The following is a 16,587-nucleotide window of genomic DNA, read 5'->3' on the forward strand; positions in this document are numbered from 1 at the left end:
GAGAGCCCCTACTTCGTCCGCGCCTCGAGGGCGCGGATCACGGCGGCCATGTCCTCGCGGCCGTGGCCGAGATCGACTGCTTCCCGGTAGAGGGCGTGGCAAACGTCGAGCAGCGGAACCGACGTGCCGCGCGCGTGCGCCTCGTCGGCGATGAGGCGGTTGTTCTCCAGGACGTCGGCCAGGGCGGCCTGCGGCGAGAGGTCGCCCGCGAGGAGCTTGGCGACCTTGACGCGGGAGATGGGGCTGGCCATCTGCCCGGCGTCCAGCACGGCGGCGAACGTGCCGGTGTCGAGGCCGTGCTGCTCGGCGAAGTGCCAGGCCTCGGCCAGGCCGGTGACCGTGGTGATGAGGAAGATGTTCACGGCGAGCTTCATCAGCAGGCCCTGCGGGACCGGGCCGCACTCCACCGTCTCGCGGCACATCGGCGCGAGCACCGGGCGGACGCGTGCCACATCCGCCGGGTCGCCGGCCAGCATCGCCACCAGCTGCCCCTCCTCGGCCGGGCGGCGGGAGCCCGACACGGGTGCCTCGACGTAGCGGCCGCCGGCCTCCCGGATGCGCTCGCCCAGCCGCTGGGAGTAGCGGGGCGAGCTGGTGCCCATGTGCACGAGCGTCCGGCCGGTGAGCTCCGGCACGGTGGCGAGGACGGCATCGATCGCCTCGGGGTGGGCGAGCATCATGAGCGTGATGTCGGCGGCGGCGACGACCTCGGCAGGCGTGGCGGCGACGGCGGCGCCCAGGGCTCGCAGCGGCTCGCAGCGGTCGGGTGTGCGGTTCCAGACCGTCAGCGGTGTGCCGGCGCGGGCCAGGTTGCTCGCCATCGGCTGCCCCATCAGGCCGAGCCCGAGAAAACCCACGGTCATGGGGACACCTTCGAGATCGTTCCACTGTAGATTTTGTCAAGATACGCATCGAGGGCCGCCAGCGCCTGCTCCGGCGAGTAGTGGCCGCCGAGAAGATATACACCCAGGCCTTCCATGATCGCTAAAAGGCCGGCGGCGTCCTGCTCGGGGCGCTGGGTGGGGATCATGGACGCAACGTGAGCCAGGAGTTGCGTGGTGTCGAGGTGCAGCGCGGCGGCGGCCTCCGGGCGTACGGCCGAATAGGCCAGGAATGCCAGCGCGACCTTGCCGTCGGAGCGTGCCTCGTCGCTCAGCGGCAGCACCGTCGTGATGATCGTGCGCAGCAGGTCACGCGGCGCCGGGTTGTCGCCCAGGGCGGCGACGGCGGCCGAGACGCGAGCCTCACCGCGCTCGCGCACGGCGGCCATCGCGAAGAGCATCATCTCCGCTTTCGTGCGGAAGTAGTGCTGCACCATGCCGAGCGACACGCCCGCCTCCGCGGCGATGTGCCGGAGGCTGACCTCCTCCAGGCCGCGCTCGGCCGCGACGCGCATCAAGGCGTCGGCGATGAGCGCCCGCCTCTCCTGATGGTCCGTCCTGCGGGGCATGGCGCCGATGATGTCACGGCTCGGCGCGCTGGGCGGCGGACGAGCGCGCCGTGTCGGACAGCCGCTCGCGGGCCGCTGCGACGAGGCCGTCCGCATCGTCCGCGTACAGGCGTAGCTCGCTCGTCGGCTCCTGTCCTGTGATGAGCGTCGCGGCTTCGTGCAGCCGGATGTCGACGCTCGTCTGACTGGCCACGACCAGATGCAGGGCCCCGTCCTCATGCTGCACGGGTCTACTGGACGGCAGGGAGCGATAGCGCTTGGTCACGCTCGCGACGTCCGCCCACGGCGCCAGCAGATCAACCCCATGACCCACGCGTACGCGCAAAGCGTCGCGAGTCACGACGTGCGGGTGGATCTTGAAGCCCGCGTAGAGCCCGATCATCCACAACAGTCCCCAGGCGCCCAGCCCGAGGACGATCCAGCGGGCCGGCCGCCACGGCACGACGTGCACGACGATCAGGTCGAAGACGGGGATCTCGACGGCGGACAGCCCGATGAGGAAGCCGAGGATCGGCCGCACCACGCCGAGGTAGCCGAACTCCTGCTCGCCCGCGCCGGGGCCCCGGGGCCGGCGCAGCGCCCACCGGTACAGGTTGCGCCACATTGCGACCTCGGCCGTCACCAGTCGTCGCACCGCGTCCACCGCCTTCCAATACAGTTGTATTGTTACCCAGCGTATTATCCCCAGCCCGTTTCGGCAAGGCGAAAAGTGTCGGCTCCCGCTGCTACGGTGCCTGCCATCCGACGCCTCGAAGGAGAGACCGTTGACCATCTCGTCGCACCTGGAGACCTTTGCCGGCCTGTCGATCGTGGCCTGGGACGCCGATCCGGCCCCCGCGGATCCCACCGCGGTGGCCTGGCGCGTAGAGGCGGGTTCCGACGCGCCTTCCTCGGACTTCGAGGCCGCGTTCGAGCGGGTGCTGGAGCGCGCCGGCCCGGGCGGTCCGGTCGCGCTGGTGCTCGGCGAGTGGAGCGAGGCCTTCGAGGAGGCTCCGCCGCTCGACCTGATCATCCGGCACGCCTCGCGGCTGGGCCGGCTGCGATCGCTGTTCGTCGGCGAGATGACGTTCGAGGAGTGTGAGATCTCCTGGATCAACCAGGGCGACTACGGGCCGTTGCTGGCGGCCTTGCCCAAGCTGGAGCGCCTGTGGATCCGCGGCTCGCAAGGGCTGGTCCTCGAGCCGCAGCGCCACGAGCGGCTGAAGGAGCTGGTCCTGCAGTCCGGCGGCCTGCCGCCGGCGATCGTCCGCGCGGTGGGCGAGTGCGACTTCCCGCGGCTCGAGCACCTGGAGCTCTGGCTCGGCGTCGAGAACTATGAGGGTGGCGCCACCCTGGAGGACCTCGCGCCGATCCTCGCCGGCCGGGTGTTCCCGGCCCTGACCTACCTGGGCCTGCGCAATGCGGAGAATGCCGACGAGATCGCGGGGGCGCTCGCCTCGGCCCCCGTCGTGGGCCGGCTGCGTGAGCTGGATCTCTCCCTGGGCATGCTCGGCGACGCCGGCGGCGAGGCGCTCCTGACGGGGCAGCCGCTCGACCACCTCGACGGCCTGCAGCTGCGCCACCACTTCATGAGCCCGGAGATCGCCGAGCGGCTGACCCAGGAGCTGCCCGGCGTCCGGGTGGACGTCTCCGAGGTGCAGAAGGAGGAGGAATGGGGCCGATACACCGCGGTGGCGGAATGACCTCCCTGGCCGTCGTGGGCAACCCGGAAAACAGGCGCGTCCGCATGGTTGCGGCGGCAGCCCGCGACGCGGGCGTCGAGCTCGAGGTGCACGCCTGGCGCGACATGCTCCGCGGCGGGCCGGTGCCGGGGCCGGGCCGCCTGGTCCGCGTCGACTCGCCGGGGGAGGACGCGGAGGTGGACGTGCTCCTGCGTGGCCTCGGAGCCGACCCCTCCGCGCGGGACGGTGGCGTGCGGGCCGCCGACCACGGGGAGATCGTCGGGATGGCGGCGGCGCACCGCGGGCTCGCGGCGGGGCTGGCGCGGATCGCAGCGGGCGGCGGCACGATGCTCAACCCGGTCGGCGACGTGCTGACGATGGGTGACAAGCGGCGCTGTCACGCCCTGTTGCGCGAGAGCGGCGTGCCGGTGCCGGAGGCTCTGCCCGCTGTGGACGGCTGGGAGTCGCTGCGGGCGGGGCTGCGGGACGCCGGCTGGGGGCGGGTGTTCGTCAAGCCCGCGTTCGGGTCGTCGGCCTCGGGGGTGCTGGCGCTGGCCGTCTCCCGGTCGCAGGTGTCGGCCGTCACCTCGGCCGAGATCGCGGCCGACGGGCGGCTGTTCAACAGCTTGCGGGTGCGCCGTTACGACAGCGAGGCGGAGGTCGCTGCCGTGGTGGACCGGCTCGCCCCGGACGGGCTGCACGTCGAGCGCTGGTTCCCGAAGGCCGGCCTCGGCGACCGGGTGCTCGATCTGCGGGTCGTCGTCATCGCGGGGCAGCCGCGGCATGTCGTGGTGCGCACGTCCCGCACCCCGCTGACCAACCTGCACCTGGGCAACGCGCGGGGCGAGGTGGCGGCGGTGCGGGCGGCCGCCGGTCCGGAGGCGTGGGCGGCTGCCATGCGGACGTGTGAGGGCGTGGCGGCCTGCTTCCCGCGCAGCCTGCACATGGGCGTGGACCTGATGCTGGGCGCCGGGTGGCGGCGGCACGCGGTGGCGGAGGTCAACGCGTTCGGCGACCTGCTGCCGGGAGTGCTGGCCGACGGTCGGGACACGTATGCGGACGAGCTGGCCGCGCTCACCGACGGCCGTTACGACCGGTGGGTGGCGCGATCGGCCGCCGGACAGAGGGAAACGGCGGGCCCGCTGTGCGCGATCTGATCGGCAGCCACGACCTGCTCCTCGTGACGCTCGACACGCTTCGGTACGACGTGGCCGTCGAGAGCCTGGCGCAGGGGCGGACCCCGGCCCTCGCGCGGGTGCTGCCCGGCGGCAGGTGGGAACGGCGGCACACGCCGGCGAGCTTCACGTATGCGGCCCACCACGCGTTCTTCGCCGGCTTCCTGCCCACGCCGGTGACACCGGGGCCGCACGAGCGCCTCTTCGCCGCGCGCTTCGGGGGGAGCGAGTCGAGCGGGCCGCGTACCTATGTCTTCGACGCCGCGGATCTGCCGGCCGGGCTGGCGGCAGCGGGCTATCACACCGTCTGCCTGGGCGGCGTGGGGTTCTTCAACCCGGAGGCGCCGCTCGGCCGCGTGCTGCCCGGCCTCTTCGCCGAGGCGCACTGGGAGCGCGGGTTCGGGGTGACGGCTCCCCACTGCTTCGACGCCCAGGTCGACTGGTTGGAGAAGATCGTCGCGGACCTGCCCGCGGAGCGGCCGCTGTTCACCTTCGTCAACGTCGCCGCCCTGCATCAGCCCAACTGTCATTATCTGCCGGGCGCGACCGCCGACGACCTGAAAAGCCATGCTGCCGCCCTCGAGTATGTGGACTCGGTGCTGCCGCGGCTGTTCGGCGTCGTGGCCGGGCGTGGGAGGCCGTGTCAGGTGATCCTGTGCTCCGATCACGGCACGCTCTACGGGGAGGACGGTCACACCGGTCACCGGGTGGCGCACGAGACGGTGTGGACAGTGCCGTACGCGGAGTTCGTGCTGCCGGGGGTGAGCGCATGAGCCTCGACGAGTCGCCGTACCAGGGCTACCTGTACGCGTATCCGCACAAGACCGCCTATCGGAAGCTGATGCCACGGCCGCTGCTGCGGGACGTGTGGGCCGGGGAGCGGCAGGATGCGCTCTTCGCGTACGTGCACGTGCCGTTCTGTGAGATGCGGTGCGGCTTCTGCAATCTGTTCACGCGGGCACGTCCGCCGGCGGATCAGGTCACCGCCTACCTGGCGCAGTTGGGACGGCAGGCCATGGAGGTGCGGGAGGCGCTGGCCCCCGACGCGTCGTTCGCGCGGCTGGCCATCGGCGGCGGGACACCCACGTATCTGACCGCGCCGGAGCTGACGGAGATGTTCGGGGTCATCGAGGACACGCTCGGCGCGAGGGGCGTACCGCTGGGGGTGGAGACGTCCCCGGCGACCGCGACCGCCGACCGGCTCGCCGTGCTCACCGCGCACGGGGTGACCCGCGTCAGCATCGGCGTGCAGAGTTTCGTCGACGCCGAGGCGCGCGCGGCAGTGCGGCCGCAGAAGGTGCAGGAGGTTGTGGCGGCGCTGGACACGATCCGGGCGGCGGACGTGCCGGTGCTCAACATCGACCTCATCTACGGGATCCCGGGACAGACGCCCGAGACCTGGCAGTATTCGATCGACCAGGCGCTGCGGTGGCGGCCCGAGGAGCTGTTCCTCTACCCGCTGTACGTGAGGCCGCTCACCGGGCTCGGCCGGCGGACCGGCACCGACGGGCTCGACGACTGGGACGGGCAGCGCCTCGGGCTCTACCGGCACGCGGTGCGGGTGCTGACGGACGCCGGATACGTGCAGCAGTCCATGCGCCAGTTCCGCCGGGCCGACGTGCCGGCCGACGACGGCCCCGACTACAGCTGCCAGGACGACGGGATGGTCGGGCTCGGCTGCGGCGCCCGGTCGTACACGCGGGATCTGCACTACTCGTTCGACTATGCGGTCAGCGTGACCGAGGTGCGGGCGGTCATCGACGACTACCTGTCACGGCCGGCCGAGGACTTCCGGTACGCCGAGTTCGGGTTCCGCCTCGACGAGCGCGAGCAGCGGCGGCGGTGGCTGCTCAAGTCCGTGCTCCGGGCCGAGGGGCTGGACGCCGCGGCATATGCGGCGCGCTTCGGCACCCGGCACCACGAGGACTTCCCGCAGCTGGCGGAGCTGGTGCGGCGCGGATGGCTGGAGGAGGACCTGGGCCGGCTGACGGCGGAGGGGCTCGCGCGGTCGGACGCTATCGGGCCCTGGCTGGTGTCCGGGCCGGTGCGGGCGGCGATGGCGGGACACGTGCTGCGATGAGTACACCGGTGTTTCTCGGGCTGCCCTCGTCCGGCGTCGCACACGGGTCCGTCGGAGGGGTGACCACTGCCGCGGTCGGTGCGGCGTCCGGCGGCTCGGTCGAGGGGCGTGCGGGAGCCGCGCCCGGTGACATGTCAGGCGGGAGGGGCGGGGCGTTGACCGTGCTCTACCGGGGGCCGTTGGCCAGTTGCAACTACGACTGCCCGTACTGCCCGTTCGCCAAGCGGGTCGACCCGCCGGAGCTGCTGCGCGAGGACCGGGCGGCACTCGAGCGGTTCGCCGGGTGGGCGGCGGCGACGACCGACCGTGAGCTGTCGGTGCTGTTCACGCCGTGGGGCGAGGGGCTGACCCGATCCTGGTACAGGGACGCGATCGTCCGGCTGTCGCGGCTGCCCCACGTACGCCGGGTGGCCATCCAGACCAACCTGGCCGCCCGGGTCGACTGGCTCCGCGACGCCGTGCCCGGGGTGGCGGCGCTGTGGGCGACGTACCACCCGGGTCAGGTCTCGCTGGAACGTTTCGTGGCACGTTGTCGCCGGCTCGACGAGCTGGGCCAGCGGTACTCGGTCGGTGTCGTCGGGCTGCCGGAGCACCATGCCGCCGCCGTGGCCCTGCGCGCCGCGCTGCGGCCGTCCGTCTATCTGTGGGTGAACGCGGCCGAGAGCTTCAAGTACAGCCCCGAGGAGGAGCGCCGCTGGACCGAGATCGACCCGCACTTCGGCGACAGCGTCCGGCCGCACGCGTCGCTCGGAAAGCCGTGCCACGCGGGCGAGACCGCCATCTCCGTGCTGGGCGACGGGACGGTTCGGCGGTGCCACTTCATCCCTGCCGCGCTCGGCAACCTCTACGACGGCAGCTGGCGCGCCGGGCTGGCGCCGAGGCCGTGCACCAACGAGATCTGCGACTGCCACATCGGGTACGTGCATCTGAAGCCACTCGATCTGTACGACGTGTACGCGGGCGGGATCCTCGAACGCATCCCCGCGGCCTGGCCGCTCGCCGGCGCGCCGGGCTGAGGCACCCACCGGGGAATCGCGGTGACGCGGAGTGGTGGGGCGGGGAAGCCGCGCTTGGCGTCTGCGTCGTGCCGAACGCTCAGCGCGGAGTGGCGGGGTGGGGAAGTCGTGCCTCGCGCGAGTGCCGGGCTGATGCGCCTCGGAACGACGACTGGCGCGTGGTGGCGGAGAGGGAAAGCCGCGGCCTGCGCCAACGCCGGGTCGACCCAGAGGAGTGGCTGCGTCGTGATGCGTCGGCGGCCACGGGAGGAGTGGCTGCGTCGTGATGCCGTGTCCTGTGCTGACGAGGGCGGGGAGGTTGAGGTGGTGCGGTTGGGCGGGAGCTGAGCGACGGCGTGGTCGGCGTTGGTGGAGGCTGCGCGGGTGGGTTGCTGCGGGTCAGGGGAAGCCGCGGAAGGTGCCGTCGTGGTCGGTGGCGTCGGCGAACTCTTGCCAGTCCATGTTGGCGAGGGCGAGGTTGTTCTGCACGGACCAGAGCTCGGACGGGATGACCCGGAACGTGGCGCCGAGCTGCGGCCCGGTGCCGGGGTCGGTCGGGTCCTCCTCGTAGTCGCCCAGGTTGATCGCCAGAATCGGCAGCTCGGGGTGCGTCAGCGCCAGTGTGTCGACCAGGAAGGCGACGGCGTGCCGGTCGTCGGCGGGCACCGTGTCGAGCAGCCGGGACGGGGTGAACCCCTCGAACTTCCGGTCGTCGACGACCTCGACGGTCGCGAGGAAGCCGTCCGGCGTCTGGGGTTCGGCTATCGCCGCCTTCATCCGGAGCCACTCCTGCGGGTGGGCGAAGTCGGTGCGGAGGACCAGGGAGGCGTCGCTGTTCCGGGGCCAGATGCGCTCTTCCACGTGTCGCAGGGTAGGTCCGGCCGTGGCGGTTGTCAGCGCCCGCGCACCGCGGAACCAGGAGATCCGCTGCGGAGCAAGGCGCCCAAGGCCGGCGAGAGGGCGAGCGGAGCGGCTACGGCCAGGCGAGCCCAGCCGCGGCAGGCGGACGCGGCAAGGGCGGACGCGGCAAGGGTAGCTGTGGGAAGGGCAGCTGTGGAAAGGGCGGTTGCGGCAAGGGCGGCTGCGGGGAGGGGCGGCGGCGAGGGCAGCCGCGGGTAGGGCGGCTGCAGCCTCCCCAGCGACTGGGGAGGCGGCCGTGGTCGGGTGCGGTCAGGTCTGGACCTGGGGGTGGTATTCGTCGGCGGTGAGGCCGAAGGTCCAGGCGACTCCCTCGCGGGCGGTGCGGGTGGCGGGCGGGACGCGGAGCCAGTAGACGCGGTGGGTGCCGTCCGGCTCGGGGGTGGCGTTGACGACTTCGACCATGACGAGGGGTTCGTCGTGGGGGAGGGCCAGGTGCCAGAGTGTGCCGGTCTCGTCGGTGTGCTGCCGGTGGGCCCCGGAGTCGCGCAGATAGCGGTCGTAGCCGTAGTGCTCCAGCATCACGCGGCGGATCTCGGCGTTGGGCTCGGCCTTGATGCGGTCGGCGGTCAGGGTGGGAAGCTCGGCCGCCAGCGAGGCGGGGATGGGCATGCCGCGCCAGGCCCACAGGTGATAGCCGTCGGGGAACTCGAGCGCGGCGGACTCGCTGTGCAGGCGGCCCACGTTGTCGCGGGACAGCACCGTGGGGCGCTCGGTGAGGATCACGGCGTCGGCGAAGGGCCACCACCAGCCGGCTTCGCGCGCCACCGCGGCCAATCCCGCCAAGCCACCCCGAGCGGCGGTCAGGCTGTCGCCGAGAAAGAGCTCCGGGGAGGCGGAGTGGGCGGGAAAGGGCTCCGGGGAGGCGGAGCTGGTGCCCAAGAGATCAGGGGAGGCGGAGCCGGCGAGAGTGGGGTCCGAGGAGACGGCACGGGTGAGGACGTCGGCTGCGGCGAAGGTGCACAGCCAGGCGGCGTCGTGCTGGCCGTAGACGGCGTCGAGGACCGCGCGGGCGGCCGGGGCGGCGAGCTCGGCCGGGAGCTCGGTCAGATCGTCGCGGAGGCGGGCACGGAGGCGGGCGGCGACCCGGTCCATGATCAGGGCCCAGGATCGGCGGCCGGCGGCGGCGGAGAGCTGGGCCCACGCTTCGTTGCCGAAGGTGGCCAGGGCGGCGGTGCGGGCGGCCGACCAGGGGGCGGTGCGGACGGCGGCGCGCACCGATGGCCCGGCGGTCAGCTCGGGACTCCAGCCCTGCCGGCGCAGCTCCGCCTCGACCTCCACGACCCACGAAGGAACCGCGGAGGGGAAAGCAGCACCAGGGCGGGACGACGCGGCGGAAGAAGAGGAAACAGCAGCGGAAGAAGAGGGGGAAGCCGCGCCGGTGAGGAAGGCGGCGGCGAGGGCGCCGGCCCGAGGCGAGGAGAGCCAGTAGACCTGGGTGGGTGGCGCCAGGCCGGCGGCGCGGTAGGCGACGGCGACGGCTTCCTCGGCGGCCGGGCGGTGCGCCGGCCCGGTGGCGAGGCCGGCGGCGAGCCACTGGTCCTCGACGGCGGCCGCGGCGGTTTCCTGGGCGGGGGTCAGCTGCATCGGGCGGCCTCAGTCCGCGACCGGGCGGTAGGAACCGGGCACATACTCCCGCTGGCGGATCACGCGATAACGGCCCGCGGGCAGCGAGATCGGGCCGTGCTCCTCGTGGGTCACGCGGCCGTGCGACGGGACGTCGATGAACATCGCCTCCGGGTTGTCGCGCTCGGCCGTCAGGATCAGGCCCGGGCCGCCGACCACGTGGGCGTGGCCCGTCGCCTCGCCGCGCGCCAGGACCATGCGGCCGCGGCGGTCACGCGGGACCGGCACCACTTCGGGCGGGATCTCCGCCACCGGAACCATCAGCACGTCACCCTGGCGATACACCGAACCCCCAAGACCGAGAGAAGCGAACACCCGAGACCGTAGACCCCGGGTACGACAGAACAAGAAGTCCTCAAGATCCGGAGGCCATCGCCGACAGTACGACGTGTGGTCAGACGGAGTGGACGCCCCAGCGCGCCCGGCAGCGGCGAAGAGCCGGAACGCCGGCCGCTGGCACGCCTCCGCGACCAAGCCACGTAACGCCGGCAGCTTCACGCACGCCGTGGCGCCGTGGCGGCACAGGAGGCCCCGTCCGGCCGTACCGGAGATCGCGGATCGGTTGTGGCGCCCGCCGCTGGCGCTCGCGGTTTTCATCTTCGCCGCCTGCGGACCCGTGCACGCGCTCGGGCACACGGATGTCGTCTATTTCGCGGTGCTGATCGGCCTGGCGCTCAGCGCTCTGGCCGTACCTCTGGGATTGGTGGGGTTGAAGCGATGACCCACCGCTCGCTCAACGCGATCCGCGCGGTCGCGGCGGTCCTCGTGGTCGTCTATCACTTGCGCACGCTGCTCATGCAGCCCGGCGACGGCTTCCTGTACGCCCTCACCGGCCTCGGCCCGGCGGCCGTGCTCGTGTTCTTCGTGCTCAGCGGCTACTGGGTCGGCGGCAGTGTGCTCAACGCCTTCCGCCGCGGCACCTTCACGTGGTCGCGCTATCTGAGCGCCCGTCTGGGCCGCCTCTGGATCGTGCTGATCCCCGCGGTCCTGCTGACCGCCGTTCTCGACCACCTCGGCCTGGCCCTGCTCGGGCACACGTCGATCTACGCGGGCGACGCCGCCTACCACGACACCGTGCCGGCGAGCGACCTCGCGGGCCGGCTGGACCCGCTGACGGCCCTGGGCAACGTCACGTTCCTGCAGACGATGGTGGTGCACACCTACGGGACGAACGCCTCGCTGTGGTCTCTGGCCTACGAAGCGGTCTACTACGCGGTGCTTCCGCTCGCATTGAGCACATGGCGAGGGAAAACAAGCACAAGGGTCGTGTGCGCCGCAGTTCTCGTCGCCGTCCTGCTGCTCGCCGGCCCGAAGGTGCTCATGTACCTCCCGGTCTGGCTGCTCGGCGCCGCGGCGTCCCAGTTCAAGGGCAGGGTGCCGCAGACCACCGCGGCCCGGGCGACAGCGCTGGCACTTGTTGCCGGTGCCATGTACCTGACCTACGCCCACTACAGCAGCATCAATGTCCTCGTTCTCGCGGGAGCAACGACAGCGCTTGTGATGACGCTTGCCACAGACATCCGGCGGGACAGCCGGATCCTCGACGGGCTGAGCCGGTACGCGGAGAGCTCCTACTCGCTCTACGCGATCCATCTGCCGATCGCGGCCCTGATCGCCGCGATCCTCACGCCGGACGTCAACGCCCGCTGGGCGCCCACGCCGGGACACTGGCTGGCCCTGGCCGCCCTCACGGCCGGACTGACGGTCGCCGGCTGGGCGTTCGCGCAGGTCACCGAGCGGCACACCGACCGGCTGCGGCCGGTCCTCACCATGATCTTGCACGGCCCCAGGGAAAAGAGCGCGGCGTGAAACGGATCATCCTCCTGCTGCTCGCCGTGGCGGCCGCCCAGCTGGGCATGAGCCCGGCCGCCCACGCCGCCGACTCCGCCGGCTACTCGCTCGCACCCACCGTGAACGCGACCGTCCTGACCGCGGCGGCCTGCGCGGACGACCCGCTCTGCGTCGCCGCGCCCGAGCCGGCGGGCAACGGCGCCGACGACCGTCCGGCACTCATGGCCGTCGTCGCCAAGGCCGGCGCCCTCGCCACCACCGCCGCTCCGGCCACCGTCTTCCTGGCGCCCGGCGTCTACACCCTCGGCAAGCCGCTCAAGCTGCTTCCCAACGTCAACCTGCGCGGCAGCGGCATCACCGCGACCACTCTCGTGACCGCCCCGGACAGCTTCGCCAACTTCAGCTACTCCTTCCTCGTACGCCCGGACGACGCGGCCGCCCCGGTCGACGGCAGCACCTCGCTGGTGTCCGACCTCACCGTGAACGGCAACTGCAAGGAGGGCGCGGGGCTGACCATTGATCGCGTCCCCCCGGCGACCTCCTGCGACCACGGGGCGACGACCAACTCCGGCGGCGGCATCAAGGCCGGCGACCGCTGGACGATCCAGCACGTCCGCTTCACCAACCTCGAGTACTTCAAGCTGTGGATCAATGGCACCACCGGCGTCCGGGTCATCGACAACCGCTGGGACAACCTGGGCGGCGCCGGGTCCGGTGACGAGGACAACATCGGTGGCGGCGGGTTCGCCACGGACACGGTCGTCTCGGACAACCAGTTCGACGGCACGATGCTCGGCAACAGCCTCGACGTGGTGAACATGAGCGGGCTGGTCTTCAAGCGGAACATTGTCTTCACCGATCCGGCGATGCTGACCCGCTTCGGCCGCGACGACAATGGCACCGTCTATTTCGAGGCCGTCACCGACTCGGAGATCCGGGACAACACGCTCTACGGCGGTCACATCGTCCTCAAGAGCAACGCCGGTTACAGCCACACCGGCAACAACAAGAACGTCACCAACCCCAAGGGCATCCTGGTACGCAACAACACGATCATCGGCTCGTACGGCTCGGGCATCACCGTGGGCTACACCGACTACACCGACCCGGACGGCTCGCTCGGCACGGCGAACCAGGCGACCGCCCAGGACGACACGAGCACCCACACGCTGTGGACCGGCGGTGCCAACGTCATCCAGGACAACACGATCGAGCGCCCCGCCGACGCCGGCATCCTGGTGTTCGGCTGCTACGACGCCGCCAAGACGCGCCCCGACACGATCACCGGCAACGTCGTCCGCGACGCCGGTCAGCGGGGCAGGGGCACGGTCAGCACCGGGTGCGGCACGTTCGAGACGGTCGGCATCGGCCTGTCGATCGGCGCCGGCGACAAGGTGTACGCCAACACCGTCACCGACTCGGCGGCGGCCAAGGGCACCTGGTACGGCGTCCAGCTCGGCTCCCGGACGGCGAAGACCACGCTCACCGGCACGGATCTCGGCGGCGGCGACAACACGAGCACCGGCGTCGTCGTGGGCCCCTACCGCTACGGCGTGGGTACCCCGGAGGCTCCCGTCGGCGACGACGCGTCCCGGACCGGCGGCAGCGCGACGCTCAGCTGGCGCGAGTCCACGGCACTGTCCGGCATCCCGGTCGGCGGCTACCGCGTCTACCGCAACGGGACATTGATCGCCGAACTGCCCGCCGGCAGCACCGCTGTCCCGGGCAACCTGATGTCCGACAACGGCAGCGGCTGGACGGCCGGCACCAAGTCGACCACTGTCACGCCGAAGAACGGCGTTCTGACCGTCTCCGCGTCCGCTGCCGGCACCGCCAGCGCGCAGGGGCCGGTCACGACGGTCACCCCGGGCAAGACGTACACGGCGACCGCGTCCTTCAAGAGCGACAAGGTGGGACGCAAGGTGCGCACGGGACTGGTGTGGCTCGACGCCAATGGCGCCGCCGTCTCCTCGAAGCTCTACACGTCGAACACGGCGACGACGGATTCCGCCGATGGCTGGATCACGAGCTCTTTCGCGGCCCAGGCGCCGGCGAACGCGGTTTCGGCACGCGTGCTGACGATCGTGGAGGGCGTTTCCGCGGGAGAGATTCACTATCAGGGCCGGCTCGGGCTCTCTGCGGGCACTTCCACGCAGTCTTTCACCGATTCCGGCGCGCCTTCCGGCGCTGTCTCGTATCAGGTCGTCGCCTACCGTACGGGGGGCGTCTCGGGCTCTGAGCTGTCGTCTCCGACTGTCTTCAGCCTGTCCTGACTTATTTTTTTGTGTCCCGGCCGGTCCCCCAGGGGGCCGGCCTTCTTGCTTACAGGGAAAACTCTACGGCCCCTGTTTCAAGCGTTCCTCAAGCCTGGTCAAGGGCAAAGTAAGGAAACCGCCGGGGACGCCGATGGGGCAGGTGTGACCAGTTACCGCTCGGCGTTCGTTGCCGCGCGGCCCTATCTGATCGTGCTGGCGCTCGACGCCGTGATCGTGAGCCGCTGGTTCCGCACCGGCACGTTCATCGCGACCGGTGACATGGGCGCCTTCATCCGGCGCGGCTGGCTGCCCGAGGTGCTGTGGGCGTGGAACCACCAGACCACCGGCGCCGGGTCGGCCGGATACACCATGTGCCGCTGGCTCGAGTACATCCTGATCTGGATCTGCCACCAGGTCGGCCTCACCGAGTACTCGGCGCAGTGGATGTTCTACACGTGCATCTACGGGCTGGTCGGCTTCGGCATCGCCTACCTGGCCGGGGCCTTCGTCAAGAGCGAGCCGGCCATCGTCGCGGCGGGCGCCTTCGGCCTGCTCAACGGATTCTTCCTGACCCGCCTGCCGAACCCGCTCAACATCATCTCGGTGGGCTCGGTCGCGTTCATCACCGGCGTCGCCCTGCGGGTCGCGCTGGGCCGCCGCATGCCCGCCCCGATCGCGGGCTTCGCCCTGATCCCGACGTCGTTCCTGAGCTTCAACCCGCCGATGCTGCTGGTCGCGTACGCCTGGGCGGTCGCCGGCACCCCGCTGGTCGCCGCGCTGGTCATCGGCCGCGACGGCGCGAAACGGCTGCTCCTGTGGTTCGTGCGCGCATCACCCTGGGCCCTGGGCCTGAACCTGTGGTGGCTGCTGCCGCTGGCCAACCAGTACGTCGGCGGCGGCGGCGCCACGGCCAACGCCACGTTCACCGACCCCACGAACTGGTCGTGGTCGCAAGTCAACAACCTGCCGCCGAACATCCTCACGATGGTCGCCAACTGGGCGTGGTTCCGGCCGCAGTACCTGCCGTTCGCCGAGGACCTCGACAAGCCGTACTGGATCTGGATCCGCTATCTGCTGCCCGCGCTGGTGTTCCTCGCCCCGCTGCTCGCGCCCAAGCGGCTGCGGCGGCTGGCGTTCGGGCTGATGTTCCTCATCCTCATCTTCGTCTTCCTGGCCAAGGGGCTGCGGCCACCGCTGAACCAGATCAACCTGTTCCTCTACACGTACGCTCCCGGCTTCTGGCTCTTCCGGGAACCAATGAGCAAACTCGGCCAGCTGCTGGTGTCCTTCTTCGGCGTGATGCTGGCGATCGGCGTCGAGGGGATGCTGGCGTTCCTCCGGACCCGGCTGCCGAAGCCGACCTGGCCCAGGCGACTGGCGTACGCGGGATCGGCCGTGCCTTTGATCCTGGTCCTGGCCTATCCATGGCCGCTCTACACGGGTGCGGTGATGCCCGACGAGCGACCCACCCAGCCCTCCACGCATGTGCGCGTGGCCGACTACTGGTGGGACGCGGCCGAGCGCATCGACGCCGACCCGCGCCCCGGCAAGGTGCTGGTGCTGCCGCTGGACGACTACTACCAGATGCCCACGACGTGGGGCTTCTTCGGCGTGGACACCATCGCGAACCTGCTCATCCAGCATCCCGTCGTCCAGCGCAAGCCCGACGGCTACTTCGGCGACGTGCCCGGCTTCAACTCCGACGTGCAGGCGATCGAGACCGCGCTGATCTCCGGGGACCTGGCGCCCGTACCGCGGCTGCTCGACGCCCTCGGGGTGAGCACTGTCATCATCCGGCACGACCTGGTCCGGGGGCTGCCGAACCGGTACTTCGCCGACGACCGGGTGCTCTCCGCGGCCATGGCCCGGGTGCCGGGCGCGGTGCTGGACGTCGACGGGACGCTGCAGATCTGGAAGTTCAACGGGGGCACGTCGCCCACCGTGCGTACGTACGACCGGGTCTTGGACGTACCCGCCCGCGCCGACGCCGGTGCCGCCGTGCTCGGGACGGTCGGCACGCGCAACGCCGTCCAGGCGCGCGTCGACACGGCGCCCGCCGCCACGAGCCCGCAGGTGGCGACGACCGCCGCGGTCACTCCCGACGTCGTGCACTGGCCGGTGCCCGCGGTCGACGAGGGCTCGCCGACGACCACGATCGACGTGCCGGCCGGCAAGTACACGCTCGCGCAGCGGGCCCGCGCCGGCGCCGTGCTGACCCCGATCCTCTCGTCGGGCCGGCTGATCCTGCGCGATCCGACCGTGGTCAAGGTCGACGGCAAGGCCGTGTCCCGGCGCCCGGATCTGATCGTGCCGCTGCCCGCCGGGAAGAAGATCGAGGCGGTGCAGGCCGGCAGCCGCATCGTGTCCATGGACGGCTGGAGTACGGGCGGCAGGCCGGGCCCGGTGCCGGTGGGCTCGGCCACCGACCTGACGCTCTACACGAAGGCGGAGGATCAGGTTCCCGTCTCGGACTACTACCCGGTGTTCGACTGCAACAACTACGAGCCGCGGCCGCCCTCGTTGCTGCAGCTGACCGAGAAGCGGCTGGGCGCCACGATCCGCCTGCACGCCGCCGACCACGCCGCATGCACCAAGGTGGTGATCAAGAACGCGCAGCCCGGCGACACGTACCGGAT

15 protein-coding genes are annotated in these 16,587 nt (G+C 71.4%); 9 read left to right on the top strand and 6 right to left on the bottom strand.

The features are described from left to right. Positions 1-8: 8 nt before the first annotated feature. From RBH18_RS21115 to RBH18_RS21125, 3 genes are read right to left on the bottom strand one after another with little or no spacing between them, the layout of a single operon-like run. Entirely contained in the window at positions 9-863 is an 855-nt protein-coding gene (locus RBH18_RS21115) for an NAD(P)-dependent oxidoreductase (protein ID WP_306210386.1), read from the bottom strand. After that, positions 860-1,450: a TetR/AcrR family transcriptional regulator gene (locus tag RBH18_RS21120; protein ID WP_306210388.1), complete on the bottom strand. Its 591-nt coding sequence runs from the start codon at positions 1,448-1,450 to the stop codon at positions 860-862. Before RBH18_RS21120 ends, RBH18_RS21115 begins: the two co-directional genes overlap by 4 nt. A gap of 13 nt (positions 1,451-1,463) precedes the next feature. After that, positions 1,464-2,084, bottom strand: coding sequence for a hypothetical protein (locus RBH18_RS21125; RefSeq protein ID WP_306210390.1), 621 nt, complete (start codon positions 2,082-2,084; stop codon positions 1,464-1,466). A gap of 130 nt (positions 2,085-2,214) precedes the next feature. On the opposite strand from RBH18_RS21125, the gene RBH18_RS21130 reads away from it, so the two are divergent. The 5 genes from RBH18_RS21130 (at position 2,215) to RBH18_RS21150 (ending at position 7,382) form a co-directional block, all read left to right on the top strand. Then, positions 2,215-3,132 (top strand): STM4015 family protein, encoded by a 918-nt coding sequence (locus tag RBH18_RS21130; RefSeq protein WP_306210392.1) that lies wholly within the window; start codon positions 2,215-2,217, stop codon positions 3,130-3,132. After that, positions 3,129-4,268: an STM4014 family protein gene (locus tag RBH18_RS21135; protein ID WP_306210393.1), complete on the top strand. Its 1,140-nt coding sequence runs from the start codon at positions 3,129-3,131 to the stop codon at positions 4,266-4,268. The genes RBH18_RS21130 and RBH18_RS21135 overlap by 4 nt, the downstream gene beginning before the upstream one ends. After that, the gene (locus RBH18_RS21140; RefSeq protein WP_306210395.1) at positions 4,256-5,059 is read left to right on the top strand and encodes an STM4013/SEN3800 family hydrolase; all 804 of its coding nucleotides are present in this window, start codon (positions 4,256-4,258) and stop codon (positions 5,057-5,059) included. The genes RBH18_RS21135 and RBH18_RS21140 overlap by 13 nt, the downstream gene beginning before the upstream one ends. Next, positions 5,056-6,366: an STM4012 family radical SAM protein gene (locus tag RBH18_RS21145; RefSeq protein ID WP_306210396.1), complete on the top strand. Its 1,311-nt coding sequence runs from the start codon at positions 5,056-5,058 to the stop codon at positions 6,364-6,366. Before RBH18_RS21140 ends, RBH18_RS21145 begins: the two co-directional genes overlap by 4 nt. 161 nt (positions 6,367-6,527) lie before the next feature. Continuing rightward, complete coding sequence (locus RBH18_RS21150) at positions 6,528-7,382, top strand: STM4011 family radical SAM protein (protein ID WP_306210412.1); 855 nt, start codon at positions 6,528-6,530, stop codon at positions 7,380-7,382. Between the two features lie 378 nt (positions 7,383-7,760). Here the strand turns inward: RBH18_RS21150 and RBH18_RS21155 are convergent, their stop codons facing one another. From RBH18_RS21155 to RBH18_RS21165, 3 genes are all read right to left on the bottom strand, one after another. Next, positions 7,761-8,222, bottom strand: coding sequence for a DUF6924 domain-containing protein (locus tag RBH18_RS21155; RefSeq protein ID WP_306210398.1), 462 nt, complete (start codon positions 8,220-8,222; stop codon positions 7,761-7,763). A 309-nt stretch (positions 8,223-8,531) separates the two neighbouring features. Beyond that, positions 8,532-9,866 (bottom strand): DUF6745 domain-containing protein, encoded by a 1,335-nt coding sequence (locus RBH18_RS21160; protein ID WP_306210400.1) that lies wholly within the window; start codon positions 9,864-9,866, stop codon positions 8,532-8,534. A gap of 9 nt (positions 9,867-9,875) precedes the next feature. After that, positions 9,876-10,166 carry a hypothetical protein gene (locus RBH18_RS21165; RefSeq protein WP_306210402.1) on the bottom strand — a complete coding sequence of 97 codons (291 nt, stop codon included), beginning with the start codon at positions 10,164-10,166 and terminating at the stop codon, positions 9,876-9,878. Between the two features lie 142 nt (positions 10,167-10,308). Here RBH18_RS21165 and RBH18_RS21170 point away from each other — a divergent pair, with 142 nt between their 5' ends. The 4 genes from RBH18_RS21170 to RBH18_RS21185 all read left to right on the top strand — a co-directional run. After that, positions 10,309-10,626 carry a hypothetical protein gene (locus tag RBH18_RS21170; protein WP_306210404.1) on the top strand — a complete coding sequence of 106 codons (318 nt, stop codon included), beginning with the start codon at positions 10,309-10,311 and terminating at the stop codon, positions 10,624-10,626. Continuing rightward, complete coding sequence (locus RBH18_RS21175; protein ID WP_306210406.1) at positions 10,623-11,714, top strand: acyltransferase family protein; 1,092 nt, start codon at positions 10,623-10,625, stop codon at positions 11,712-11,714. The genes RBH18_RS21170 and RBH18_RS21175 overlap by 4 nt, the downstream gene beginning before the upstream one ends. Beyond that, positions 11,711-13,969 carry a right-handed parallel beta-helix repeat-containing protein gene (locus RBH18_RS21180; protein ID WP_306210408.1) on the top strand — a complete coding sequence of 753 codons (2,259 nt, stop codon included), beginning with the start codon at positions 11,711-11,713 and terminating at the stop codon, positions 13,967-13,969. The genes RBH18_RS21175 and RBH18_RS21180 overlap by 4 nt, the downstream gene beginning before the upstream one ends. A 144-nt stretch (positions 13,970-14,113) precedes the next feature. Then, positions 14,114-16,587, top strand: a 2,474-nt coding sequence (locus RBH18_RS21185; RefSeq protein WP_306210410.1) for a hypothetical protein, incomplete at its 3' end; no start/stop codon positions are given.

This window comes from Actinoplanes oryzae (assembly GCF_030757795.1).
Classification (GTDB): domain Bacteria; phylum Actinomycetota; class Actinomycetes; order Mycobacteriales; family Micromonosporaceae; genus Actinoplanes.